Source organism: Streptomyces sp. NPDC015032 (assembly GCF_043080425.1).
In the GTDB taxonomy this organism is placed as follows: Bacteria; Actinomycetota; Actinomycetes; order Streptomycetales; family Streptomycetaceae; genus Streptomyces.
Map to the genome: position 1 here is coordinate 207,307 of NZ_JBIBVN010000004.1, position 24,042 is coordinate 231,348.

19 protein-coding genes and 1 pseudogene are annotated in these 24,042 nt (G+C 71.0%); 9 read left to right on the top strand and 11 right to left on the bottom strand.

Annotation, left to right across the window (positions count from 1 at the left end; all coding sequences use genetic code 11):
* The first annotated feature begins 94 nt into the window (after positions 1–94).
* The gene (locus ACF08M_RS09480; protein WP_392184635.1) at positions 95–757 is read left to right on the top strand and encodes a DUF4328 domain-containing protein; all 663 of its coding nucleotides are present in this window, start codon (positions 95–97) and stop codon (positions 755–757) included.
* Between the two features lie 495 nt (positions 758–1,252).
* Positions 1,253–2,605, top strand: a complete 1,353-nt coding sequence (locus ACF08M_RS09485; protein WP_392184808.1) for an MFS transporter — start codon at positions 1,253–1,255, stop codon at positions 2,603–2,605.
* A gap of 179 nt (positions 2,606–2,784) precedes the next feature.
* Here ACF08M_RS09485 and ACF08M_RS09490 read toward each other — a convergent pair.
* Positions 2,785–3,046: pseudogene (locus ACF08M_RS09490) on the bottom strand (hypothetical protein).
* An 81-nt stretch (positions 3,047–3,127) separates the two neighbouring features.
* Here ACF08M_RS09490 and ACF08M_RS09495 point away from each other — a divergent pair.
* Entirely contained in the window at positions 3,128–3,577 is a 450-nt protein-coding gene (locus tag ACF08M_RS09495) for a VOC family protein (protein ID WP_392184636.1), read from the top strand.
* 119 nt (positions 3,578–3,696) lie between these two features.
* On the opposite strand, the gene ACF08M_RS09500 is transcribed toward ACF08M_RS09495, so the two are convergent.
* On the bottom strand, positions 3,697–4,293 hold the full coding sequence (locus ACF08M_RS09500; RefSeq protein ID WP_392184637.1) for a hypothetical protein: 597 nt from the start codon (positions 4,291–4,293) through the stop codon (positions 3,697–3,699).
* A 109-nt stretch (positions 4,294–4,402) separates the two neighbouring features.
* Positions 4,403–5,323, bottom strand: coding sequence for a nitroreductase/quinone reductase family protein (locus ACF08M_RS09505; protein ID WP_392184638.1), 921 nt, complete (start codon positions 5,321–5,323; stop codon positions 4,403–4,405).
* A 402-nt stretch (positions 5,324–5,725) separates the two neighbouring features.
* Here ACF08M_RS09505 and ACF08M_RS09510 point away from each other — a divergent pair, with 402 nt between their 5' ends.
* Positions 5,726–6,589 (top strand): HAD family hydrolase, encoded by an 864-nt coding sequence (locus ACF08M_RS09510; RefSeq protein ID WP_392184639.1) that lies wholly within the window; start codon positions 5,726–5,728, stop codon positions 6,587–6,589.
* A 69-nt stretch (positions 6,590–6,658) separates the two neighbouring features.
* On the opposite strand, the gene ACF08M_RS09515 is transcribed toward ACF08M_RS09510, so the two are convergent.
* The 5 genes from ACF08M_RS09515 to ACF08M_RS09535 form a co-directional block, all read right to left on the bottom strand.
* The gene (locus ACF08M_RS09515; protein ID WP_392184640.1) at positions 6,659–7,327 is read right to left on the bottom strand and encodes a TetR/AcrR family transcriptional regulator; all 669 of its coding nucleotides are present in this window, start codon (positions 7,325–7,327) and stop codon (positions 6,659–6,661) included.
* A 195-nt stretch (positions 7,328–7,522) separates the two neighbouring features.
* Entirely contained in the window at positions 7,523–8,509 is a 987-nt protein-coding gene (locus ACF08M_RS09520; RefSeq protein WP_392184641.1) for an ABC transporter permease, read from the bottom strand.
* The gene (locus tag ACF08M_RS09525) at positions 8,496–9,479 is read right to left on the bottom strand and encodes an ABC transporter ATP-binding protein (protein ID WP_392184642.1); all 984 of its coding nucleotides are present in this window, start codon (positions 9,477–9,479) and stop codon (positions 8,496–8,498) included. The genes ACF08M_RS09520 and ACF08M_RS09525 overlap by 14 nt, the downstream gene beginning before the upstream one ends.
* A gap of 105 nt (positions 9,480–9,584) precedes the next feature.
* Entirely contained in the window at positions 9,585–10,847 is a 1,263-nt protein-coding gene (locus ACF08M_RS09530; RefSeq protein ID WP_392184643.1) for an outer membrane lipoprotein carrier protein LolA, read from the bottom strand.
* Positions 10,848–11,062: 215 nt separating this feature from the next.
* The gene (locus ACF08M_RS09535; RefSeq protein WP_392184644.1) at positions 11,063–12,073 is read right to left on the bottom strand and encodes a polyprenyl synthetase family protein; all 1,011 of its coding nucleotides are present in this window, start codon (positions 12,071–12,073) and stop codon (positions 11,063–11,065) included.
* Positions 12,074–12,229: 156 nt separating this feature from the next.
* Between ACF08M_RS09535 and ACF08M_RS09540 the strand changes: the two genes are divergently transcribed.
* The 5 genes from ACF08M_RS09540 (at position 12,230) to ACF08M_RS09560 (ending at position 18,634) form a co-directional block, all read left to right on the top strand.
* Positions 12,230–13,729: a peptide MFS transporter gene (locus ACF08M_RS09540; protein WP_392184645.1), complete on the top strand. Its 1,500-nt coding sequence runs from the start codon at positions 12,230–12,232 to the stop codon at positions 13,727–13,729.
* 9 nt (positions 13,730–13,738) lie between these two features.
* Positions 13,739–15,733, top strand: a complete 1,995-nt coding sequence (locus tag ACF08M_RS09545) for a CocE/NonD family hydrolase (protein WP_392184646.1) — start codon at positions 13,739–13,741, stop codon at positions 15,731–15,733.
* Between the two features lie 136 nt (positions 15,734–15,869).
* Positions 15,870–17,099, top strand: coding sequence for a fumarylacetoacetase (gene fahA / locus ACF08M_RS09550; RefSeq protein ID WP_392184647.1), 1,230 nt, complete (start codon positions 15,870–15,872; stop codon positions 17,097–17,099).
* Positions 17,096–17,782: a GPP34 family phosphoprotein gene (locus tag ACF08M_RS09555; protein WP_392184648.1), complete on the top strand. Its 687-nt coding sequence runs from the start codon at positions 17,096–17,098 to the stop codon at positions 17,780–17,782. The genes fahA and ACF08M_RS09555 overlap by 4 nt, the downstream gene beginning before the upstream one ends.
* A gap of 243 nt (positions 17,783–18,025) precedes the next feature.
* Complete coding sequence (locus ACF08M_RS09560) at positions 18,026–18,634, top strand: Uma2 family endonuclease (RefSeq protein ID WP_392184649.1); 609 nt, start codon at positions 18,026–18,028, stop codon at positions 18,632–18,634.
* 26 nt (positions 18,635–18,660) lie between these two features.
* Here the strand turns inward: ACF08M_RS09560 and recQ are convergent, their stop codons facing one another.
* The 3 genes from recQ to ACF08M_RS09575 form a co-directional block, all read right to left on the bottom strand.
* Positions 18,661–20,655: a DNA helicase RecQ gene (gene recQ, locus ACF08M_RS09565; RefSeq protein ID WP_392184650.1), complete on the bottom strand. Its 1,995-nt coding sequence runs from the start codon at positions 20,653–20,655 to the stop codon at positions 18,661–18,663.
* Between the two features lie 154 nt (positions 20,656–20,809).
* A complete protein-coding gene (gene nuoN, locus ACF08M_RS09570) occupies positions 20,810–22,474 on the bottom strand; it encodes an NADH-quinone oxidoreductase subunit NuoN (protein ID WP_392184651.1) in 1,665 nt (554 codons plus the stop codon).
* On the bottom strand, positions 22,471–24,042 hold the full coding sequence (locus tag ACF08M_RS09575; RefSeq protein WP_392184652.1) for an NADH-quinone oxidoreductase subunit M: 1,572 nt from the start codon (positions 24,040–24,042) through the stop codon (positions 22,471–22,473). Before ACF08M_RS09575 ends, nuoN begins: the two co-directional genes overlap by 4 nt.

The following is a 24,042-nucleotide window of genomic DNA, read 5'->3' on the forward strand; positions in this document are numbered from 1 at the left end:
CGGAACAGAAGGGTGACAGCACGGAGCCCCGCCCTGAGCCACGGGGGCAAACCCGGCCTGGCATCAAGGACTTGGTGTGGGTCAGGATGGCCGGGTGAACGATGACATCGCACAGCCCGCTCTGCGTCCGGTCCGGGGAGCGGCGCGTTGCGCGGTCGCCGGCCTCGTCCTCGCCGGCGCCGCCTGGGCGGCGCGGGCCGTATGGCAGGTCCGGCTTGCCACTGCGGGGCTGCCGCCTTCCGGGCCGCCGGACCAGGGCGACGGCTGGCACCGCCCGCTGACCGGGCTGGAGGACGCCTACCACAGCGTCAGCACCCTGGGGGATGCGTCAACGCTCCTGTGCGCCGCCGCCTTCCTCGTATGGCTGTCGCGCATGAGGGACAACGCGCGCGTCCTTTCGGGCCAGGCGCCGCGCTACGCCTGGCCATGGGTCTACGCGGGCTGGATCGTCCCCGTCATGAACCTGTGGGTGCCCCGCGGGATCGTCGCGGACGTCCACCACCAGAGCGCCCCGGGCGAACCGCTGCCGCGGGCCGTGAACTGGTGGTGGGGGCTGTGGCTGGCCGGAATGGTGAGCGGACTGGGGCTGATGTCCACCGGCTCCACGGACGACATCATCGAGCGCGCCTACACGTCCGTGCGGCTCCTGTTGCTGGTCGACGCAGCCGTCGTGGCCGCGGCCGTGGCAGGCATCGTCGTGGTCCGTGCACTCACCGCCGTGCAGCAGGAACGCATGGCTGCGGCAACAGGGCACTGAGAAAGCCCTGCGGCACGGCACTGACCCGGCACTCCGGCGGAGACCACGGCGCTTCACCCGCCGCCGGACGGCGCCGCTCTCTTACTGAAGGAGCCTCAACTCTGTTCGCCTCCGGGGAGGTTGCGCAGACAGGCGTGCTCCGCGACGAAAGGCTCCCGGTGCCCGGGGAACTCCGGCGAACGGACCTACGGGTGAGGGCATGAGGCATCAGGCGGATACCTGACACCCGTACACCTCCCTGGTAGCGTCCACGGCATGTCTGCTGCTTCGTGCGCGGCCGCTTGCGCCGCGGTGACCAGGACGTCCCGCTAGCGGCGGGGCGTTCGACTCACCCACTCCTCCTGGACGTCCAGCCGCTTCGTGATCAGACCGGAGCGGCACATTCGTGCTGCTCGGAGCTTCCTCTGAGCAACGGAGCACCTGATGCTTCCAGGCATCCTTTCTTCACGCGGGCACAGCCCGTCCCCTGCACGCGCATGGCTGGTGCTGTGCGCGCTGTCCATGCTGCAGTTCTTCGTCGCGGTCGACGTGACCGTGGTCAACATCGCCCTGCCCTCGATCGGCGCCGACTTCGACGTCGACGGGCACGCTCTGACCTGGGTCGTGGTCGGGTACACGGTCGCCGGTGGCGGGATGCTGATGCTCGGTGGCCGACTGGGCGACCTGCTCGGGCGCAGGCGCGTACTGCTGCTCGGCAGCGGCCTGTTCGGCATCGCGTCGCTACTGGCGGGCCTGGCCCCCACGTTTGCGCTGCTGGTGGTCGCGCGCCTGCTGCAGGGCGCCGGTGAGGCCATCGCGCTGCCTGCCGCGATGGCCACCATCGTCCTGATGTTCCCCGAAGGTCCGCGCCGGTCGCGGGCCCTGAGCGTGTGGGCGGCGGTGGCCAGCTGCGGTCTCGTGCTCGGATTCTTCCTGTCCGGAATCATCACCGCCCACCTGGGATGGCGGTGGATCTTCCTGGCCTCGGTCCCGTTCCTCCTGGTCGTGCTGCCGGCAGCCGTCCTCCTGGTCGGGGGTGGCCGGCCCGTGGCCGAGGACGCCCCGCCGCTGGACCTTCCCGGCGCGCTGCTGCTGACCGCCTGCCCGCTGCTGTTCGCCTTCGGCGTGGTCGAGGCCGGTGAACCCGGAACGCCCGCATGGGTGGTCCCGGGGGCGCTGGCCGGGGCGGTGGCCGCCGGGGCCGGGTACGTGCGGGTCGAGGCACGCTCACGCAACCCGCTGCTGCCACGGCGCTTCTTCGCCAACCGCACGCGTGTGGCGGCCAACCTGGCCACGATGCTGCTGAGCGGGGCGTTGTCGACCTCGTTCCTGCTGTTCACCTTCTATCTGCAGGACCGGTTGGGCATCGGCCCGCTGGGAGCGGGCCTGACGATGCTGCCTCTGGCGGTCTCGCTGATCACGTTCTCCATGCTCGTGCCTCGTCTGCTGGGCCGCTGGGGAGCACGCGCATGTGTGCTTGCCGGCATCGGGTTCACCGCGGCCGCGATGGCCGCGATCGCGCTCGTCTCGGCCCTTGAGGCAGGCGGGGTGGCGATGGTCCCGGCCATGCTCCTGATCGCGGCCGGGATGGGGTTCGGCATCGTGGGGCTGCAGTACGTCGCGGTCAGCGGCGTCACCGAGGACGACGCCGGGATCGCCTCGGGCGTCCAGCGCGCGGCTGACCAGCTGGGCGGTGCGACCGGGGTGGCAGTCTGCGTCGGGATCGGGTTCGCTCCGGCCCTGCATTCCCTCGATCCGTTCCTGGTTGCCACCCTGCTGGCCTTCGTGGGGCTCGCGGCCGGTGCGGTCGTGGCCTGGCGCATGCCCGCGCCCACCCCCGCAGCGGACCTGCGGGAACAGACCGGGTGATCTACGCCCCGCCGGGGTGTGCCGCCCCGATTGCCACGGCGGCGCACCCCGGCGGGACTTGCCGGCGTTCGCCGTCGACGGCCCACGCACGCAACTCGGCCGGTGCGTCAGCCATGGACGGTCAACTGCCCGTCACCCGCGTGCACCTCGGCGAGGTACTGATCCGGGGCCGGTTTCACTCACACTCCGCCCCGGCTGCTTCTGAGGTTCCGTAAGGCGTTCTCGGCACTCAGCCGCTCGGCGGGGGTGAGCGCGCGGACCCACTCGGGTTCGGCTTCCCACTCGGGACCGCCACCGACCGGCCGCAGGGACCAGTACGGGCCGGCGAGCCCGCGGAACTCTCTCTCCCCGGTCACCGTTGCTCGCGTCTTTCACGAGCGTGCCGGGGTCCGGAACGTGGGGGGATTCCTGTCCGTTCGGGGGGGCCGGTCGGCGCGGCAGGGGCGGCTCTCCGGCGTACGGCGGATCAGGTCCGGTGTGCCCATTGCCGACTCGATCACGTAACCACTATAAAAGGTTTCCATGACCCTGCACTGGAAACTCGTCATCGACTCGTCCGACCCGCACGCCCAGGCCGCCTTCTGGGCCGAGGCCCTCGGCTACCTGGTCGAGGACAACAGCGAGCTGATCGACCGGCTGCTCGGCCTCGGGGCGGCCCCGGAGGCGGCCACGCTCCTGGTCGACGGCCGCCGGGTCTGGCGCGATCTCATCGCGGTCCGGCACCCGGACGATCCGTACGAGAAGGAGAGCGGAATGGGGCTCGGACGACGGCTGCTCTTCCAGCGCGTACCGGAGGCAAAGACCGTGAAGAACCGCCTCCACCTGGACGTGCACGCGGGACCGGACCGGCGCGAGGCCGAGGTGGAGCGGCTGGAACAGCTGGGCGCGACGGAGCTCCGCAGGGTGGCGGAGCCGGGGGGCACCTGGGCCGTACTCGCCGACCCCGAGGGCAACGAGTTCTGCGTCCAGTGACCGGCCCGGCCGGGTGAGCCGAGCGGGACGTACCACCGTCCGCGAAGATTCGGGGAATCCGGTCCGGCTCGCCGAGTACGGGCCCTGGCCACCAGGCCGGGGTCTCCCCGATGGCTCCGCTACCCGGCCATGGCCGCGCGCCTCACCGTCCAGAAGCGGTGGACAGCCCAGCCGATACCCAGCGCGGCGGCCGTCCAGACGATGACCTCGGCGACAACGCTCGCCGGGGTCGAGGCGAGATGCGGCCGGGACGGCAGCACGGCCATCTGCACGGCGGCACCCACCGGCACGGTCGACGCGGCGAGCAGGCCGATCAGTCCCGGCCGTCCGATGGCTGTACCCACCACACCCAGGACCGGCCCGAACAGCACACTCGCCGCCCACCACCTGACCATCTCCGTCGTGTACAAGGCCAGCGGTTCATCCTGGGCGAAGGCGTCCGTCACGTAGTACGCCCCCGTGGCCGCGATCAGCGCCAGGGCCCCGACCGACGCGCCCCGGACGCGCGTCCCGGCCAGTCGGCCCAACGCCACAGGCAGCGCGGCCCATGCCCAGCCGGCATCCATCAGCAGACTGAGCACCTTGGCGGCACCGGCCCAGACGGTGCCCACGAGCGGGGCGCCGAGCTCTGCGTACGGGGAGGAGAGCGCGTTGACGAGCGATGTGGCCGCCCCGAATCCCAACCCGACCAGGACACCACCAAACATCATTTTCATACTGATGGATTATTCAGCGTGTCCGGCGGCCTCCCGATCGGCGTGACGAACCATAGGGGCGAGCGGCAGGGCTTCCGCCCCGCACCCGCCCCCGCCGGGTTCAGTCACTTCAGGGAATCGCGGGGGCCGGAGGAGCCGGGGGCCATGGGATCCCGGCCAGCAGGGGCAGGATCTGCTCCTCCTCGTAATCCAGATGCGCGTTCAGTTCCCTGGACATCCTGTCCAGCTCCGTGCGGAAGCGCTCAGGATCCGCGATGCCGATGTCCGCCAGGAGTGCCGCCACCTCGCCCTGGATGCGCGCGACCGTGCGGTGTTCGTCGGCGAGGCGGGCGAACGTGTCGGTCAAGTGCGGGTGATGGCGGGCGATTTCGGGGAACAGGTGCGCGTCCTCACTGGTGTGGTGGAACTCCAGCGCATGGCAGAACGCCAGGCAGCGCTGCCTGATCTGGAGCCCCAGGTCCGGGGCCGGTGGTTCACCGGGGCCCCGGTGGGCCGCCCGTACGGCGAAGTGGGCGTCGGCCTCCGCCTTCACCTGACGCAACTGGCCCCGCAGCCAGGTGTGGACCTCCATGACCTTGTCGGCGAGGCTGTCGACCTCACCGGGAGCCTCCCAGCCGTCGGGGTCGGCGCGCTCCAGGACCACGACCGGCAGGGGCCGGGCGGTCCGGGCCTGGTAGTCGCCGTATCCGGGCGCCGCTCCCACGGCGTGCGCGAACAGTTCCTCGCGCCGCGCTCCCTCGGCCGGGACCGCGAGGGCCTCGAAGGTACGGGTGCCGAGCTCCACCCGTACCACGGGGTGGGCGAGCAGGTTGTGGTACCAGTCGGGGTGGGCCGGGGCCCCGAGGTTGGAACCAACGATCAGCAGTGAATCGCCGTGCCGGACGTAGCCGAGAGGGATGGTGGTCTCCCTCCCCGACCTCGCGCCCGTGGTCGTCAGCAGGAGGAGGTCGCCGCCCTCGAAGGGGCCACCGACCTTTCCTCCATTGGCGCGGAACTCCTCGATGACCAATTGATTGAAGGATGTGGGCATACGGATCTGTGTCTCCATGGGTCGCGGGTGCGGCCGGAGCCGCGGTGATCTGCGGGAACGGGTGATCGTGGTGCGCGTCCACGCTCCGGTTACGCGGGGCGGACGGCGCGGGGCGGTTGCGCACGGCGTGGGGCGGACGGCGCAGGGCGCGCGAGAGAGTGCGCAGCGCTGGAGGATCTGACGGCCGGCGACGACGTGCGGCGGCCGTGCTGTCGTTGCGTCAGATGCAGGGTGCGGAGCTGGAACTCATCGCGGACCCCTTGAATGAAGGGTGTTCGCCCGATCACCGGCCGGCCCACTGCTCTTTGGCCGGCGTCACGCGACACCGTTTTCATTACACGCAGTCGGCCGTCGCCTGTCAACGCGGACGTGTGCGCACCGGGCCGACCTTAGGCTTGATCCATGCCGATCCCACCCGCGTACGCCCTCGTCGCCACGGACCTGGACGGCACCCTGTTGCGCCGCGACGACACCGTGAGCCCCCGCACCCGTGCGGCGCTCGCGCTGGCCGCACGAGCGGGGGCCCGGCATCTCGTGGTCACCGGGCGGCCCGTGCCCGGCATACGGGGGCTGCTCGCCGGGCTGGGCTACCGGGGGCCGGCGGTCTGCGGGCAGGGGACCCAGTTGTACGACGCCGGGACCGGCCGCATCGTGCGTGCGGTCACCCTGGACCGGGAGGCCGCGGACACCGCACTCGGCAAGATCGAGGCCCGGGTGGGGCCGGTCCACGCGGCCGTCGACCAGGACGGTGCCGAGGGCCGGACGCTGATCGAGCCGGGATATCTGATGCCCCATCCCACCCTCCCCGCCCAACGCACCCGCCATCGCCGCGAGTTGTGGTCCGCTCCGGTCATCAAGGTGCTCATCCGGCACCCGGAGCTCACCGACGACGCGCTGGCCGAGGCCGCCCGTACGGCGGTCGGTGATCTCGTCTCCGTCACGCTCTCCGGCCCCGGCACCGTCGAATTGCAGCCGTACGGCGTCGACAAGGGCAGCGGGCTCGCGCTGGCCGCCGGGTTCCTGGGCGTGGACGCGGGTACGGCGATCGCCTTCGGGGACATGCCCAACGACCTGCCGATGTTCCGCGCGGCCGGGTACGGCGTCGCGATGGCCAACGCCCATCCGGACCTGCGGGCCGCGGCGGACGAGGTGACGTCGTCGAACGAGGGCGACGGGGTCGCCGAGGTGCTTGAGCGGGTGTTCGGCCGAGCGGGTGTCGGACCGGGCGGAGGTCCGACCGCGCAGAGGGCGGCCCGGCGGGCGTGACCGTACGGATCACGCCCTCGTTCCGTGGACGCCCCCCGCCTGCTGCCGCCCTCGGGCCGCCTTCCCGCCTCAGAGTCTGTCGGGTGGCCTCTGACCGGGCGGCCACGCCCTGGCACGCACGCTTCCCGCGTTGCCGCCCTCCGAAGAGCGCGGCTCCGGCGCCCCGAGCGCCCGCAGCACATGCGCGACCAGGGCCGCGATCGTCTCCTCGTCCTGCACGGGCTTGCGCAGCACATGGCGGTAGTAGACCGGGCCGTACAGCATCTCCACCGCCAGCGGAAGGTCGGCGCCCGGCGGAATCTGGCCTTGTTCCTGAGCCCGGCGCAGGCGGGCCACCGCCTCCTCGAACCGGGGATCGATCAGCTTCGAACGAACAGTTTCCGCCAATGCGTCGTCGTGGTGAACCTCGGAGAGGATCCCGGCGTACGCGGGCCCGAAGGGCGGCGTGGAGAGCAGCTTCACCGCGCCCGTCACATTGGCCCGCAGGTCGGCAGCGATGTCACCGGTGTCGACGAACGGCGTCGTACCGACCAGCGCGTCGGTGAACGCCTCCAGCATCACCGCGCTCTTTGACGGCCACCAGCGGTAGATCGTCTTCTTGCTGACGCCCGCTCTGGCCGCGATGGCCTCGACCGTGACCCGGCCGTACCCCTTCTCCGTGCACAGTTCGAGGGCGGCTGCCAGGGTCGCGCGCCGTGATCTCTCACTGCGGCGCAGTGAACTCGGCGATGTGATCATTCGGTGAGCATAGGTGTGTTTGAGCCAATCGTTATTGACAGTCCGTCGCCAAAAGTCGAACAATACTGAGGCGGAAACGGAACGTGCCGTGTCGTATCGTTCCTGTCATTCGCACCGGTCGTGCCGTTCGTGCCGCGACGAGCCGATCGGGGGACGGTTCGCCCGGCCGACGGCACGAGGGCGATGCGCCGTACATCAGGCGGTGATGTCCTTCGCCGTGAAACGCGCCCACGCCGCCGAGCCGAACACCGCCGCGTACAAACCTTGAAGTCCCAGGTTCTTGACCACCTCGTCCCAGTGGAGCGGGTCGCGCAGCAGGTCCGCGTACGACATCCAGTAGTGCGGGAAGAGATACGGATGGATGCCGCTCAGCTGCGGAATCGTGTCCACGATCTGCACGGTGATCAGCAGTCCGACGGTGGCGGCCATAGCCGCGATCCCGCTGCTGGTGAGGGTCGAGACGAACAGCCCGACCGCCGCGAATCCGATCAGTGACGCCGCGACCACCACCGCGATCAGCCCGGCCCGCAGCAGCCCCTCGCCGAAGCCGATCCGGGTGCCCGAGATCGTGGTGACCTCGCCGACGGGAAACAGCAGCGCACCCACGGCCAGCGCCGAGACCGCCACCGCCAGGGTCGCGGCCAGGCAGAACGTGAGGACGGAGACGTACTTCGTCAGCAGCAGCCGGGTCCGGCCCGCCGGGGCGACCAGCAGATAGCGCAGGGTTCCGGCGTTGGCCTCACCCGCGATCGAGTCGCCCGCCACGACCCCGACGGCCATCGGGAGGAAGACCGGGAGCGTCACCGCGAGGGCCGCGAAGACCAGGAAGAGGCCGTTGTTGGTGACCTGGGAGAGGAACGCGGGGCCTCCTCCGCCACCGGGCGGTCCGGGCGACGAGCCGTGGTTCGTCTCGATCCTCACCGCGATCCCGATCAGCACGGGAACGGCGGCCAGCACCCCGAGCAGCGCGAGAGTGCGCCAGCGGCGGAGTGTGGTGGTCAGTTCGGAGCGGAGGATGCCGAACGTCCAGAGCCGGCTGCGCGCCCTGCCCGGTCCGGTCGTCCCGGCCGCCCTGCCCGACCCACCGGACCCGCCCGGTCCGCCAGGCCCGCCCGGTCCACCAGGCCCGTCCGATCCGCCAGGCCCATCCGCCGCTGCGCGTGCAACCTCAGCCTGCGACATCGAAACCTTCTCCCGTGAGTGCGACAAAGGCGTCCTCCAGCGAGGCCCGTTCGACGCCGAAGAACCGCAGGCGTACTCCGGCGTGCACGAGCGCCGCGCTGAGATCCGCGAGTTCGACGTCGCCCGCCGGGGCCTCGGCGCTCACCCGGTCGCCGTCGACCGTGATGCCGGTGACGCCCCGTTCCTTGAGGACGCGGGCGGCGTCACCCGGGTCGGGGGTGGTGACGGCCAGCCGGCCGCGGGCGCCCGCGGCCAGCTCCGCGACCGGGCCCTGGGTGATCAGCCGCCCCCTGGCCATCACCGCGGCATGGGTGCAGACCTGCTCGATCTCGTCGAGGAGATGGGAGGAGAGGAAGACGGTGGTGCCCTCGGCCGCCAGTTCCCGGACCAGGGTGCGGATCTCGCGCATCCCTTGCGGGTCCAGGCCGTTGGTCGGCTCGTCCAGGACGAGCAGCCGGCGCGGCTGGAGCAGGGCGGCGGCGAGACCGAGGCGCTGCTTCATGCCGAGGGAGTACGCCTTGGCCTTCTTGCCGGCCGCCGCGGCCAGCCCGACCCGGTCCAGGGCCTGTCCGACGCGGGCCCGGCGGGTGCGCGGATCGGCGGCCGGGTCGGCGGAGTCGTAGCGCAGCAGATTGTCCCGGCCGCTCAGGAAGCCGTACAGGGCGGGCCCCTCGATCAGCGCCCCGACCTGTGGGAGCACGGAGCGGGCCGCGCCTGGCATGGTGTGGCCGAGGACCCGTGCGGTGCCGGAGGTCGGATCGATCAGACCCATCAGCATCCGGATGGTCGTGGTCTTCCCGGAGCCGTTGGGGCCGAGGAATCCGAAGACGCTGCCGCCGGGGACATCGAGGTCGAGACCGTCGACGGCGAGCTGGCCGCCGCGGTACCGCTTGGTGAGGCCCCGTGTCTCGATCACGGCACCGTCCCCGGCCACCGCCGCCGGTTCGGTCATGGTCCCGGGCTCTGTCATACGTACTCCCCTCGGTCGGGCAGGGACTGCGGGCCGCCCCGCCGTACGAAGGGTACGGCGGGGCGGCCGGGCGGTACCTGGAAGCGCGCGCGGCGCGCCCCGGCGTCAGGAGGCGCCGTCGGCCGCCTTCACCAGCGCGTCCGGCGTGACGGCACCGACGTACACCCTGCCGTCGTCCGTCATCAGCGCGTTGACCACGCGGGTCTTGAAGACCCGGCCCGAGCCGAACTTGCCGGAGACCTTGTCGCCCAGCGAGTCCAGGAACTGCTGCGCCTCGGCCGGAACGTCACCCGACTCCTTCGAGGGGAGCCCGGTGCCGCCCGGGGTCCTGATCTCGGCGATCGCGTTCCAGCCCTCGCCGATGACCTTCGCGTCCTTGGCACCGGAGCCCCCGGCGCCCAGTCCGTCGGCGCCCGGGAACATGCCCAGCCCCTCCGGCCCGTCGGCCTCCCGCTGCGCCTTCGCGTCGTCGCCCTCGGTCACCTCGGCGCCCTTGGGCGGGGTGAACGTGAACGAGGAGGCGGCCGGCTTCGCAAAGTCGACCTTGGTGAATCCGGCGTCGACGACGGCCTTGCCACCGCTGCTCGAAAGCAGCGTGAACTTCAGCGGCACACCGTTCTGCGCGTCGACCGCGACCGTGACCGAGCCGATCGTGGAGCCGCTCTCCTTGGGCTTGATGACCAGCTTGTACGCGTCGCGTCCGGCGACCCTCGCCGTGCCGTCGACCGTCACCGACGTGGTGGGACCCGCGGCCTTCAGCGCCTGCTCGGCGAACGCCTTCGGCGTCGTCGGCACGGACTCGGGGGCCGGGGCCGAGTGCTCGGCCTTCTTCCCGGAGTCCTGCCCGGCCCGGCCCCCGGTGGTGTGGTAGGCCTGGTTCGACTTGCTGTCGTACGCCCAGACCTGGTCCCCGTTGTGGATCAGGCTGTACTCCGCCGCGTTCTCCAGAATCGACACCCGCTGCTTGTCGGGGCCGTCGACGGCCACCCGCAGCGTGTGCGTGCCGGACGCCAGCTCCGTCATCTTCGCCTGCGGGTCGGCGGTCGAGCCGCCCTTGCCGCCGTCGTCGCCGCCCTGGGCGAAGGAGCCGGCCAGACCGCCGAGCGACGGAATGCCGAGGTCCGTGCTGATCTTCACCGTGCCGGAGAGCCGCTCGGTGTCCGAGGCGGCAATCTTCTCGATGAGCTGCTGCGCGGTGATCTTCGGCAGATCGGGGTCACCGGTGCTCGCGAGCGCCGGGACGAGCCCGATGGTCGCGGCCGCCACCCCCGCCACCGAGACCGGGACGATGTAGCGCGCCGCCCTGCGGCGGCCGCCGGCGGTGCCCCTGGTCCCGCCGTTGCTCTCCACGCTGTCGTTCGGTGCCATATGTGCCCTACCTCCGTGGTCGGCGGCTTCCGTCCGGATGCACTCGTCCACTCCGTGCCGCCGTTCTCACCGTTTTGTTCAGGAGTGGTTGTTCTCCATCTGACCAAAACGGCGGCCCGGAATCGTCACCCCCGGGGAGCAACTCCGCCTACCTCTCCGGGATGACACCACGCGGGCAGACCCCTCCCGTTCGTAGGGGTACCGCCCGGAGGGGCTCAGCCCGCCCGGTGCACCACCGCGTCGCACATCTCCTCCAGCGCGGCCTTCGCGTAGCACTCGGGCAGCGGTGCCAGCGTCGCGCGGGCCTCCTCCGCGTACCGGACGGTGTCCCGCCGGGCCTGGTCCAGCGCCGGGTGGGCACGCAGCCTGCGCAGCGCCTCGGCGTGCCGGGCGTCGTCGCTCAGGTCGCCCTTGAGCAGCTCGACGAGTTCCAGGTCGTCCGGCTTGCCGTCGGCCGCCGCCCGGGCCCGCAGATGGAGCACGGGGAGCGTCGGGATGCCTTCGCGCAGGTCGGTGCCGGGGGTCTTGCCGGACTCGTGGGAGTCGGAGGCGATGTCGAGCACGTCGTCGGCGAGCTGGAAGGCGACGCCGAGCCGCTCCCCGTACTGGGTGAGGATGTCGACGGCCGGTTCGTCCGCACCGGCCATCATCGCGCCGAACCGGCAGGCCACGGCGATCAGCGAGCCGGTCTTGCCGCGCATCACGTCGAGGTAGTGCTCGACCGGGTCGCGCCCGTCGCCCGGACCCGCGGTCTCCAGGATCTGGCCGGTGACCAGACGCTCGAACGCCTCCGCCTGGATGCGTACGGCCTCCGGGCCGAGATCGGCCAGTATGTGCGAGGCGCGGGCGAAGAGGAAGTCGCCGGTCAGGACGGCCACCGAGTTGCCCCAGCGGGTGTTGGCGCTGTCGACGCCCCGGCGTACGTCCGCCTCGTCCATCACATCGTCGTGGTAGAGCGTCGCGAGGTGCGTCAGCTCGACGACGACGGCAGCGGGCACGACGCCCGGCGCGTCGGGGTCGCCGAACTGGGCAGCCAGCATCGCCAGCAGCGGCCGGAAGCGCTTGCCCCCGGCGCGCACGAGATGCTGCGCGGCCTCCGTGATGAAGGGCACGCCGCTTTTCGTGGCATCGAGCAGCCCCGACTCGACAGCAGCCAAGCCGGCCTGGACATCGGCCTCAAGAGCGTGGTCCCGCACGCTCAGTCCGAACGGCCCGACGACGGTCACGAGGGGATCTCCTGTCTGCTGACGATCACACGGAATGTCGATGTGTCGCTGTCATCACTCAAGTCAGCGTATCCGGTCCCCTGTGGATCACCGTGGGCGCCTTCCCGCCACCGCCGGTATGTTCGGGATCAGCTCATACGATCAGGAGTTCTCCCTTTGTCCCACACGGCCACCGACACCGAACCGACCCAGCCGCCCGCCAGCGACGACCATGCCTTTTTCGGCCAGCCACGGGGCCTGATGACCCTGTCCGGGCTGGAGGTCTGGGAACGGTTCTCGTTCCTCGGCATGCAGGCGATCCTGGTCCTCTACTTCGCCGATACCGTCGCCCGCGGCGGCATGGGCATGGACGCGGGCACCGCGGCGTCCGTCTCCGCCGCCTACGGCACCCTCGTCTACCTCGTCTCCGTGGCCGGCGGCTGGCTGGCCGACCGGATCCTCGGCTCGTACCGCGCCGTCCTGTACGGCGGAATCCTCATCGCCTGCGGGCATTACGCCATGGCGGTGCCCACCGACGCCATGACGTGGACCGGCCTCGGTCTGATCAGCGCCGGAACCGGTCTGCTCAAGCCCAATGTGGCGACCATGGTCGGCAAGCTCTACCGCACCGCCGACGAGCGCCGCGACGCCGGCTTCGCGCTCTACTACATGGGCATCAACATCGGGGCGTTCCTCGGCCCGCTGGTCACCGGCTGGCTCGGGGACCACGCGAGCTGGCACTGGGGCTTCTCCGCCGCCGCCGTCGGCATGACGCTCGGCCTGATCCAGTACGTACTGGGCCGGCGTCACCTGGCCGGCCGAACGCACAGCGCCGAATTCGCGCTGGCGCCGGAGCCGATGCGCCGTGCCGTACGGCTGATCGTGGCCGGTGCCGTCGTGGTCGCCGCCGTCGCCACCGCGCTGGCCCTGGCGGGCTGGCTGACCATGGGCCGCCTCGTCGACCTGCTCACCCTCATATCCGTGATCGCACCGGTCGTGTATTTCGCGGTGATGTTCCGCAGCCCGCGCGTCACCGCCGAGGAGCGTGGCAGGCTGCGCCCGTACGTGGTGCTGTTCCTGGCCTCCGTCGTCTTCAACTTCATCCTCTTCCAGGCGTACTCGACGATGATGCTGCTCGCGTCGACCAACGCCCGTACCGAGATCCTCGGCTTCCACTTCCCGGCGAGCTGGTACGCCTCCGCGCTCGGCGCCTTCGAGGTCGCGCTCGCCCCGGTGGTCGCCGCCGTCTGGGCCCGGATGGGCCCCCGTCAGCCGCACGCCTCCAACAAGATCGCGATCGCAGTGATCCTCGGTGGACTGTCCTTCCTGCTGATGGTGCTGCCGACCTCCGGGCACACCGGCGACACCTACCGGATGGCCGCCTGGTGGATCGTCGGCTCGTACCTGCTGCTCGGTCTCGGCGACATCCTGCTGGAGACCTCCGGCATGTCCGCGACCACGAAGCTCGCGCCCAAGGCGTTCGCCAGTCAGACGATGGCGCTCTGGTTCCTCTCGCTGGCCCTCGCCAACGGCATCCAGGCCCAAGTCGTGAAGCTCTACGGCGAGGTCTCCAACCCCGCCTACTTCGGTGTCAATGGCGCGATCGCGGTGGTGGCCGGTGTGGCCGTCATCGCCGCCGCACCCTGGCTCAAACGCACCATGCACCCCATCCACTGAGGTACCGCCATGCACATCCGCACCACGTTTCCGTATGACACCACCCATGAGGACGTCTCCATCCCGCTGCCGGACGGTACCCGGCTGTACGCCCGGATCTGGCGCCCCCTCACCGACGAACCCGTCCCCGCCCTCCTCGAATATCTGCCGTACCGGCTGAGCGACTGGACGGCGCCGCGCGACTGGCAGCGCCACCCCTGGTACGCGGGCCACGGCTACGCCTCCGTCCGGGTGGACGTGCGCGGGCACGGCAACAGCGAGGGCCTGCCGGGCGACGAGTACGACGCGACGGAGCTGGCCGACGGGGTCGCCGTCATCCACTGGCTGGCCGAGCAGGAGTGGTGCTCCGGGCGGGTCGGCATGTTCGGCATCTCCTGGGGCGGCTTCAACTCCCTCCAGATCGCGGCACTGGCCCCCGAGCCGCTGAAGGCGGTCGTCACCGTCTGCTCGACCGACGACCGCTACGACAACGACGTCCACTACATGGGCGGCTCGGTCCTCGCCGTCGACATGCACGCCTGGGCGGCCACCATGCTGGCCTTCGTCTCCCGTCCGCCGGACCCGGCACAGGTCGGCGAGGGGTGGAAGGACATGTGGCTGAAACGGCTCGAAACGGTCGACCCGTTCATCCACACCTGGCTGGCGCACCAGACCCGCGACGACTACTGGAAGCACGGCAGCGTCTGCGAGGACTACTCCGCGATCCAGGCACCCGTCCTCGCGGTGGGCGGCTGGCACGACCCGTACCGCGACACGGTCCTGCGGCTCGTCGAACATCTCGACCCGGAGAAGGTCCGCGGGCTGATCGGCCCCTGGTCGCACCAGTACCCCGACCGCGGCCTGCCGCCGGGCCCGTCGATCGGCTTCCTCCAGGAGACGCTGCGCTGGTGGGACCAGCACCTGAAGGACAAGGACACCGGCGTGATGGCCGAGCCGCTGCTGCGGTCCTGGATCAGCGAGTCGCACCGCCCCGCCACGGTCTACGAGTCGCTGCCCGGCCGCTGGGTCGGCGACACCGCCTGGCCGTCCCCCAACGTCTCGGCCGTCGCGTACGCCCTCCGGGGCGGCCCGCAGATCGTCGACTCGCCGCAGCAGACGGGGCTGGACGCCGGACGGTTCTTCCCGTTCGGCAACGACGCCGACCTGCCGCCCGACCAGCGCGACGAGGACGCCAAGTCGGTCTGCTTCGAGTTCCCGGTCAAGGACGCCCCGATCGAGATCCTGGGCCGCCCCCGGGTCACGCTGCGCCTCCGGATGGACGTGGCGCGCGGCCAGGCGATCGCCCGGCTCTGCGACGTCGCACCGGACGGCTCCTCCACCCTGGTCACCCGCGGCGCGCTCAACCTCTCCGCCCGGCACGGCCGCGACCACGTGGACGACTGGCCGGTGGGCCGGTCCGAGGACGTGACCTTCGACCTGAACGGCATCGGGCACACCTTCCCGCCCGGCCACCGGATCAGGCTCGCGGTCTCGTCCTCGTACTGGCCGTGGATCTGGCCGCAGGCCGGATCGGTGGGCTTCACCCTCGACGCCGACGGCAGCTTCGTCGAACTGCCGGTGCGCCGGCACACCGAGGACCCCGCGATCCGGTTCGAGGAACCGGAACAGTCGGAACCGCTCGGCGTCGTCCACCCCGTGACCCTCGACGAGCAGCGCCCCGAGCGGCTGGTGGTCCGCGATGTCGCCAAGGGCGAATGGCGGCTGGAGGTCGACCCCCGCTACGGCGGCACCCGTATCTACCCGGACGGCCTCGAATTCACCGAGGACGCCCTGGAGACGTACACGATCCGGGAGGACGACCCGCTCTCCGCACGCACCCGCTCCGACTGGGCGATCCGGCTGCACCGGCCGGAGATGGCGTGGGACGTCCGGATCGAGACCCGCTCCGAAATCAGTGCGGACGAAACCGACTTCATCACGTCCAACGAGGTGGTGTGCAAGGACGGCGGCGAGGTCGTCTTCCACCGCACCTGGGAGAAGCGGATCCCCCGCACGGCGGGCTGAACCGCCGCCGTGCCCCCGCATCGCCGGGGGCACGGCGGAACTTTCCGGGCATCAGGAGCAGTTGGGACACTCCCGCGGGGTGGCGGCACCGACGTAACGTGTCCCCCAAGCGACCTGGAAAGCGAGGCAGCAACACATGACCGAGCAGAGCAGCCCGCTCGATCTGGCCGAGGGCGACCCCTTCGGTCCGCACAACCTTCCCTACGGTGTGTTCTCCACCCCCGACCACCCCGAGGACCGCCGGGTCGGTGTCCGCATCGGCGACCACGTACTGGACGCCGGAGCCGCGGCGCACGCACTCGGCTCGCCCTACGCGCAGCTCCTCGCCCAGCCGGACCTGACCGCGCTGCTGGCCGCGGGCCGCACCGCCTGGCGGGATGTCCGGCGGGCCCTGACCGCCTGGGTGACGGTCCCGGCACACCGCGCGGACATCGAACCCCTGCTGCACCCGGTCGGGTCCGTGACGCTCCATCTGCCGTACGAGGTCGCGGACTACGTCGACTTCTACGCGAGCGAACACCACGCCACCAACGTCGGAAAGATCTTCCGGCCGGACGGTGACGCGCTGACGCCCAACTGGAAGCACCTCCCGATCGGCTACCACGGCAGGTCCGGCACGGTCGTCGTCTCCGGCACGGACGTGGTGCGCCCCTCCGGCCAGCGCAAGACACCGTCCGACGCGGCCCCCGTCTTCGGCCCGTCCGTCAAGCTCGACATCGAGGCCGAGGTCGGCTTCGTCGTCGGAGTCGGCTCCGAGCAGGGGCGCCCGGTCCCGCTCGGCGACTTCCGCGAGCACGTCTTCGGGCTCTGCCTGCTCAACGACTGGTCGGCGCGGGACATCCAGGCCTGGGAGTACGTCCCGCTCGGCCCGTTCCTCGGCAAGTCCTTCGCCACGTCCGTATCGGCGTGGGTGACACCGCTGGAAGCCCTGGAGGCGGCCCGGATCGCGCCCCCGGCCCGCGACTTCCCGCTGCTCCCCTACCTGGAGGACGCGGGCGAGGACGAGGCCGGCGGGCTCGACCTGCGGATCTCCGTCGCGATCAACGGACAGCCGGTCGCCGAGCCGCCATTCGCCACCATGTACTGGACGGCGGCCCAGATGCTGGCCCAGATGACGGTGAACGGGGCTTCCCTGCGCACCGGCGATCTGTACGGCTCCGGCACCGTCAGCGGCGCCGAGCCCGGACAGCGCGGCTCGCTCCTGGAACTGACCTGGAACGGCCGCGACCCGCTGGACCTCCCGGACGGCAAGCGGACCTTCCTGGAGGACGGCGACACGGTGACGATGACGGCCTGGGCGCCGGGGCCGGACGGGACCCGGGTCGGACTCGGCGAGGTCACGGGACGGATCGTGCCCGCGCCGTGAGCCCCACTCCCCCCGAGCCCACGCTCCCCGAGGAACTGCTCCTGCTCGCCCTGGACCCGCAACGCGGCAAGCCGTACTGCCGAAACCGTTTCCTGGAGTACGGGGTGGCGGGCGCGGTCCTCGCGGAGCTGGAGCTCCACGGCCGGATCGCCGAACAGCTCGGCCGGATACGGGTGATCAGCCCGCTCGCTCCCCAGGACCCGCTCCTCGCCCAGGTCCTGGGAAGCCTGCCGGCCCCGGGCAGGGGCGGGCTCGCGGGCGGCGTCGGCGCGAAGGGGTGGATCCGGCGGACCGGCCGGTACGTCGAGGAGCTGTGCCTGGAGCATCTGGTGGGCCGCGCAGTCCTGCGCCGGGAGACCCACCGGTTCCTCGGTCTGCTCCCCTACCACCGCCACCCGGCGGCGGACCCGGCCCTGTCGGCCGCGGCCCGGGACCGCTTCGCGGCCGCCGAGGCGGCCGGCTTCCCGGACCGGCGCGGCCGCACCCTGGCCGCGCTGGTCTCGGCGACCGGCCTGTCGGACACGGTGGCGCAGGGCGGCCGGCGCAGCCGTTCGGCCATGCGCGACCTGGTGCGCGACGAGTGGACCGCGTACGCGGTGCGCCAGAACGTACGCCAGGACAAGGCGAACCAGGGCGGGGGCGGCGGTCGAGGCGACGGAGGCGACGGAGGCGGGGACGACTGACCGGGGTAGCGGAGGCGGGGGCGACGGACCCGGGTAGCGGACGCGGGGGCGACAAACCCGGGCGGCGGAGGCGGGGCGACTGACCCGAACGGGGTGGCCGGGGACAGTGAAGACCTGGTCAGGGGGGCCGGGGCGCCCGACGGTCAGCAGTGCGCCGGTCGTTCACACGTTTGGGGGAGCCGCACCCCGTTCCCGGCGGATACGCTGAAAGGTCCCGCGAGACTCTGCGTCATGGGAGCACTGATGAGCATCGAACCCGAGGCCCCCGAGCCGCGGTGGGCGGTTCCGCCCGTGGGCGGCTGGACCGCCGATGACCTGGACACACTCCCGAATCTGCCTCCGCACACGGAGCTGATCGACGGGAGCCTTGTTTTCGTGAGTCCGCAGACCCTTTTCCGTTCACGAGCGGTCAGCTTCTTCGAGTGGCAGTTGCAGTCGCTGCTGCCGCCCGACCTGGAGGTCGTGCGCGAGTTCACCATCGACATCGACCGCTACAACCGGCCCGAGCCCGATGTGATCGTCGTGGACGGCGAGATCATCCAGGACCCGAACCAGACCCGCTTCCCCGCCGAGTCCGTACGGCTGGCGATCGAGGTCGTCTCCCCGGAGTCCCTGACCCGGGACCGCGAGACCAAGCCCGTGAAGTACGCGCGGGCCCGGATCCCGCACTTCTGGCGGGTCGAGAATCACGACGGCCGGGCCGTGGTCTACGTCTTCGAGCTGGAGCCGGCCACCGGTGCCTACACCTCCACCGGGATCTTCCACGACCGGATGAAGGTCTCCGTCCCCTTCCCGATCGATCTGGATCTCACCGCCATCACCCCTCGCCGCCGGGGAGCGGACGCGCAGTAGCTCCGCCGCCGCCCGGCCCCGACCGCTCATTCGTACTCGGGCGGTTCCTCGTCCCAGCCCCACTCCGGGCCGGCGTCGGGGACCGTCACGGATGCGGCCGGGCGCGGGGCGGGAACCTGCGCCGCCGGGGCCGCGGGGGCCGGTTCCGCAGGGGTCGGCTCCCCGAACGACGCGAGCACCTCCAGCACCCCCTCCCCGTACGTGGCCAGCTTCTTCTCGCCCAGGCCGCTGATGCCGCCCAGCGCGGCCACCGAGTCCGGCCGCACCGTGGCGATCTCGCGCAGCGTCGCGTCGTGGAAGATGACGTACGCCGGGACGCCCAGCTCCTTCGCCTGTGCGCCGCGCCAGGCCCGCAGTGCTTCGAAGACCGGGACGGCCTCGGGGGCCAGCTCGGCAGCGGCCGCCGAGGACTTCGCCTTGCGTTCGCTCTTCGTGGAGCGCGACGCGGGCTTCGGCGCCTCCTTGCGCAGCAGCACCTCGCGCTCCCGGCCGAGGACGGAGCCGCTCTCCTGGGTCAGCACCAGCGTGCCGTACTCGCCCTCGACCGCGATCAGCCCCTGCGCGAGCAACTGCCGTACGACTCCGCGCCATTCGGCCTCGGCCAGCTCCTCGCCGATGCCGAAGACCGAGAGCTGGTCGTGGTCGAACTGGATGACCTTCGCCGTCTTGCGGCCCAGCAGGATGTCGATGATCTGGCCCGCACCGAACTTCTGCCCGCGCTCCCGCTTCAGCCGGACCACGGTCGACAGCAGCTTCTGCGCGACCACCGTGCCGTCCCATGACTCCGGCGGGGTGAGGCAGGTGTCGCAGTTGCCGCAGGCCGCGGCGGTGGGCTCCTGGCCGAAGTACGTCAGGAGCTGGGCGCGGCGGCATCCGACCGTCTCGCACAGGGCCAGCATCGAGTCGAGGTGGGAGGCGGCGCGGCGCCGGAACGCCTCGTCGCCCTCGCCGCCCTGGATGAGCTTGCGCTGCTGGACGACGTCCTGGAGTCCGTACGCCATCCAGGCCGTGGACGGCAGCCCGTCGCGCCCGGCGCGGCCGGTCTCCTGGTAGTAGCCCTCGACCGATTTCGGCAGGTCCAGGTGGGCGACGAAGCGGACGTCCGGTTTGTCGATGCCCATGCCGAACGCGATCGTCGCGACGACGACCAGGCCCTCCTCGCGCAGGAAGCGGGACTGGTGGGCGGCGCGCGTGCCGGCGTCCAGACCGGCGTGGTACGGCACGGCCTCGACGCCGTTGCGGCAGAGGAACTCGGCGGTCTTCTCCGTCGAGTTGCGCGAGAGGCAGTAGATGATGCCCGCGTCCCCGGCGTGCTCCTCCTTGAGGAAGGAGAGCAGCTGCTTCTTCGGATCGGCCTTCGGTACGATCCGGTACTGGATGTTGGGCCGGTCGAAACTGGCGACGAAGTGCTTCGCGTCGGGCATGCCCAGGCGCTGGGTGATCTCCTGGTGCGTCGCGCCGGTCGCGGTCGCGGTCAGGGCGATGCGCGGTACGTCGGGCCAGCGCTCGCCGAGGACGGAGAGGGCCAGGTAGTCCGGGCGGAAGTCGTGGCCCCACTGGGCCACGCAGTGTGCCTCGTCGATCGCGAAGACGGAGATCTCGCCGCGGGAGAGCAGGCCGAGCGTGGTGTCCAGGCGGAGCCGCTCGGGGGCCAGATAGAGCACGTCGAGCTCACCGGCGACGAACTGGGCCTCCATCGAGCGACGCTCGTCGAAATCCTGCGTGGAGTTGATGAAGCCGGCCCGCACACCGAGCGCCCGCAGCGCGTCCACCTGGTCCTGCATCAGTGCGATCAGGGGCGAGATGACGATGCCCGTACCGGCTCTGACCAGGGCCGGGATCTGGTAGCAGAGGGACTTTCCGCCACCGGTCGGCATGAGCACGACGGCGTCCCCGCCCGCCACCACATGGTCGACGATCGCCTCCTGCTCGCCGCGGAACGCCTCGTACCCGAATACCCGGTGCAGCGTCTGCCGCGCGTCGCTCTCGGTCACGTCCATGGTCCCGCCCGTCACGCTCATCGCTCTGTCCCCCGAGATCCCGGGTCCGTCCCGTTCCGCCCTGCTGCCGTCCCCTGCCACGATAGGCGCCGCCTACGACAACGCCGGACGGGCTTGACTTCTCTCAGGCCCGTCCGGCGTTGTCCCGGCTGCGTACCGGCTGTGTGCGTGTGCGCTACCTCACGAAGACTCCGGCCTGGCTCGCCAGGTCCAGGAAGTACTGCGGGGCCAGGCCCAGCACCAGCGTGACCGCGACGCCGACCGCGATCGTGGTCATCGTCAGCGGGGACGGGACGGCGACCGTCGGGCCGTCGGCCTTCGGCTCGCTGAAGAACATCAGCACGATGACCCGGATGTAGAAGAACGCGGCGATCGCCGAGGAGATCACACCGACCACGACCAGGCCGGCCGCGCCGCCGTCCGCCGCTGCCTTGAACACGGCGAACTTCCCGGAGAACCCGGAGGTGAGCGGGATACCGGCGAAGGCGAGCAGGAACACCGCGAAGACCGCGGCGACCAGCGGCGAGCGCCGGCCGAGCCCCGCCCACTTCGACAGATGCGTCGCCTCGCCGCCCGCGTCGCGCACCAGGGTGACGACGGCGAACGCGCCGACCGTCACGAAGGAGTACGCGCCGAGGTAGAAGAGGACCGACGAGATGCCTTCCGGGGTGGTCGCGATGACACCGGCGAGGATGAAGCCGGCGTGGGCGATCGAGGAGTAGGCGAGCAGCCGCTTGATGTCGGTCTGGGTGATGGCGACGATCGCGCCGCCCAGCATCGTGATGATCGCGACCGCCCACATGACCGGGCGCCAGTCCCAGGCGAGGCCCGGCAGGACCACGTACAACAGGCGCAGCAGCGCACCGAACGCGGCGACCTTGGTGGCCGCTGCCATGAAGCCGGTGACCGGGGTCGGGGCGCCCTGGTAGACGTCCGGGGTCCACATGTGGAACGGGACGGCGCCGACCTTGAAGAGCAGACCGGTCAGGATCATCGCGCCGCCGATCAGCAGCAGCACGTCATTGCCCATGGTGTCGGCGAGCGCCGGGTCGATCTTCGTGACGGAGCCGTCGACCACGTTCGCGATGGTGGCGTACGAGACGGAGCCCGCGTAGCCGTAGAGCAGGGCGATCCCGAAGAGCAGGAACGCCGACGAGAAGGCGCCGAGCAGGAAGTACTTCACCGCGGCCTCCTGCGACAGCAGCCGCTTGCGGCGGGCGACGGCGCAGAGGAGATAGAGCGGGAGGGAGAAGACCTCCAGGGCCACGAAGAGCGTCAGCAGGTCGTTGGCGGCCGGGAAGACCAGCATGCCGGCCACCGAGAAGAGGACCAGCGGGAAGACCTCGGTGGTGGTGAACCCGGCCTTGACCGCGGCCTTCTCGCTGTCGCTGCCGGGGACCGAGGCGGCCTGTGCGGCGAAGGAGTCGACGTGGCTTCCGTGCGCGGCGGGGTCGAGCCGGCGCTCGGCGAAGGTGAAGACGGCGACCAGCGAGGTCAGCAGGATGGTGCCCTGCAGGAACAGCGTCGGACCGTCGATCGCCAGGGCGCCCATCGCGGCGATGTGCGCCTTCGTCGTGCCGTATCCCCCGGCCGCCAGGCCGACCACCGCGGCGAATGCCGCGGCGAGGGCGACGACCGTCAGGAAGACCTGCGTGTAGTAGCGGGACCGGCGCGGCACGAAGGCCTCGACGAGTACGCCCACGACGGCGACACCGATCACGATGAGGACCGGGGTCAGCTGGGTGTACTCGATGACCGGTGCCTTGAACCTCTCGGCCGGGGCCACCGATGTCGCCCCGCCCACCGTCGTCCACAGGCTGTGGACAGCTGTTGCGCTCACTTGGCGGCCTCCACCTCAGGCTGGGGGTCCTTCTTCTGGACGTCCGACATGGTGTGCTGCACCGCCGGATTGACGATCTCCGTCAGCGGCTTCGGATAGACCCCCAGGAAGAGCAGCAGCGCGATCAGCGGCAGGACCACCACCAGCTCCCGGGCCTTGAGGTCCGCCATGCCCTGGACCTTGGCCTTCACCGGGCCCGTCATCGTCCGCTGGTAGAGGACGAGGACGTACAGGGCGGCGAGCACGATGCCGGTCGTGGCGACGATGCCCGCCGCCGGATAGACGCTGAACGTGCCGACCAGGACCAGGAATTCACTGACGAACGGGGCGAGCCCGGGCAGCGACAGGGTGGCCAGAGAGCCGATCAGGAAGGTGCCGGCCAGGATGGGCGCCACCTTCTGCACCCCGCCGTAGTCGGCGATGAGCCGCGAACCGCGCCGGGTGATCAGGAAGCCCGCCACCAGCATCAGCGCGGCCGTCGAGATCCCGTGGTTGACCATGTAGAGCGTGGCGCCCGACTGGCCCTGGCTCGTCATCGCGAAGATGCCGAGGATGATGAAGCCGAAGTGCGAGATCGACGCGTAGGCGATCAGCCGCTTGATGTCGCGCTGGCCGACGGCGAGCAGCGCCCCGTACACGATGCTGATCAGCGCCAGGACGACGATCACCGGCGTCGCCCACTTGCTGGCCTCCGGGAAGAGCTGGAGGCAGAAGCGGAGCATCGCGAAGGTGCCGACCTTGTCGACGACCGCGGTGATCAGGACGGCGACCGGAGAGGTCGCCTCGCCCATCGCGTTGGGCAGCCAGGTGTGCAGCGGCCACAGCGGGGCCTTCACCGCGAAGGCGAAGAAGAACCCGAGGAAGAGCCAGCGCTCCGTACTGGTCGCCATGGAGAGCGATCCGTTGGCCCGCGCCTCGGCGATCTCGGAGAGCGAGAACGTCCCCGCGACCACGTACAGCCCGATCACTGCGGCCAGCATGATGAGGCCGCCGACCAGGTTGTAGAGGAGGAACTTCACGGCGGCGTAGGAGCGTTGCGCCGCCGCGTTCTCGTCGCTGCCGGTGTGTGCCCGGTCCCCGAAGCCGCCGATGAGGAAGTACATCGGGATGAGCATGGCTTCGAAGAGGATGTAGAAGAGGAAGACGTCGGTGGCCTCGAAGGAGAGGATCACCATCGCTTCGACCATCAGGATCAGGGCGAAGAAGCCCTGGGTGGGCCGCCAGCGCGAGGACGTTGTCTCCAGGGGGTCGGCGTCGTGCCAGCCGGCCAGGATGACGAAGGGGATCAGCAGGGCGGTGAGCGCCATGAGCGCCACCCCGATGCCGTCCACGCCCAGTTCGTACCGGACGCCGAAGTCCTTGATCCAGGCGTGCGATTCGGTGAGCTGGTAGCGGGCGCCGCCGGGCTCGAAGCGGGCGAGCGCGATGCCCGCCAGGAGGAGCGTGGCCAGCGAGAAGAGCAGCGCCAGCCATTTGGCCGTGGTGCGCCGTGCGGCGGGGACGGCGGCGGTGGCGATCGCACCGATCGCCGGAAGGGCCGCCGTCGCTGTCAGGAGGGGAAAGGACAT

Coding starts and splice junctions, on each gene's coding strand:
- ACF08M_RS09495 (WP_392184636.1), top strand. CDS start 3,128: ATGACCCTGCACTGGAAACTCGTCATCGACTCGTCCGACCCGCACGCC.
- ACF08M_RS09500 (WP_392184637.1), bottom strand. CDS start 4,293: ATGAAAATGATGTTTGGTGGTGTCCTGGTCGGGTTGGGATTCGGGGCG.
- ACF08M_RS09505 (WP_392184638.1), bottom strand. CDS start 5,323: ATGCCCACATCCTTCAATCAATTGGTCATCGAGGAGTTCCGCGCCAAT.
- ACF08M_RS09510 (WP_392184639.1), top strand. CDS start 5,726: ATGCCGATCCCACCCGCGTACGCCCTCGTCGCCACGGACCTGGACGGC.
- ACF08M_RS09515 (WP_392184640.1), bottom strand. CDS start 7,327: ATGATCACATCGCCGAGTTCACTGCGCCGCAGTGAGAGATCACGGCGC.
- ACF08M_RS09520 (WP_392184641.1), bottom strand. CDS start 8,509: ATGTCGCAGGCTGAGGTTGCACGCGCAGCGGCGGATGGGCCTGGCGGA.
- ACF08M_RS09525 (WP_392184642.1), bottom strand. CDS start 9,479: ATGACAGAGCCCGGGACCATGACCGAACCGGCGGCGGTGGCCGGGGAC.
- ACF08M_RS09530 (WP_392184643.1), bottom strand. CDS start 10,847: ATGGCACCGAACGACAGCGTGGAGAGCAACGGCGGGACCAGGGGCACC.
- ACF08M_RS09545 (WP_392184646.1), top strand. CDS start 13,739: ATGCACATCCGCACCACGTTTCCGTATGACACCACCCATGAGGACGTC.
- fahA (WP_392184647.1), top strand. CDS start 15,870: ATGACCGAGCAGAGCAGCCCGCTCGATCTGGCCGAGGGCGACCCCTTC.
- ACF08M_RS09560 (WP_392184649.1), top strand. CDS start 18,026: ATGAGCATCGAACCCGAGGCCCCCGAGCCGCGGTGGGCGGTTCCGCCC.
- recQ (WP_392184650.1), bottom strand. CDS start 20,655: ATGAGCGTGACGGGCGGGACCATGGACGTGACCGAGAGCGACGCGCGG.
- ACF08M_RS09575 (WP_392184652.1), bottom strand. CDS start 24,042: ATGTCCTTTCCCCTCCTGACAGCGACGGCGGCCCTTCCGGCGATCGGT.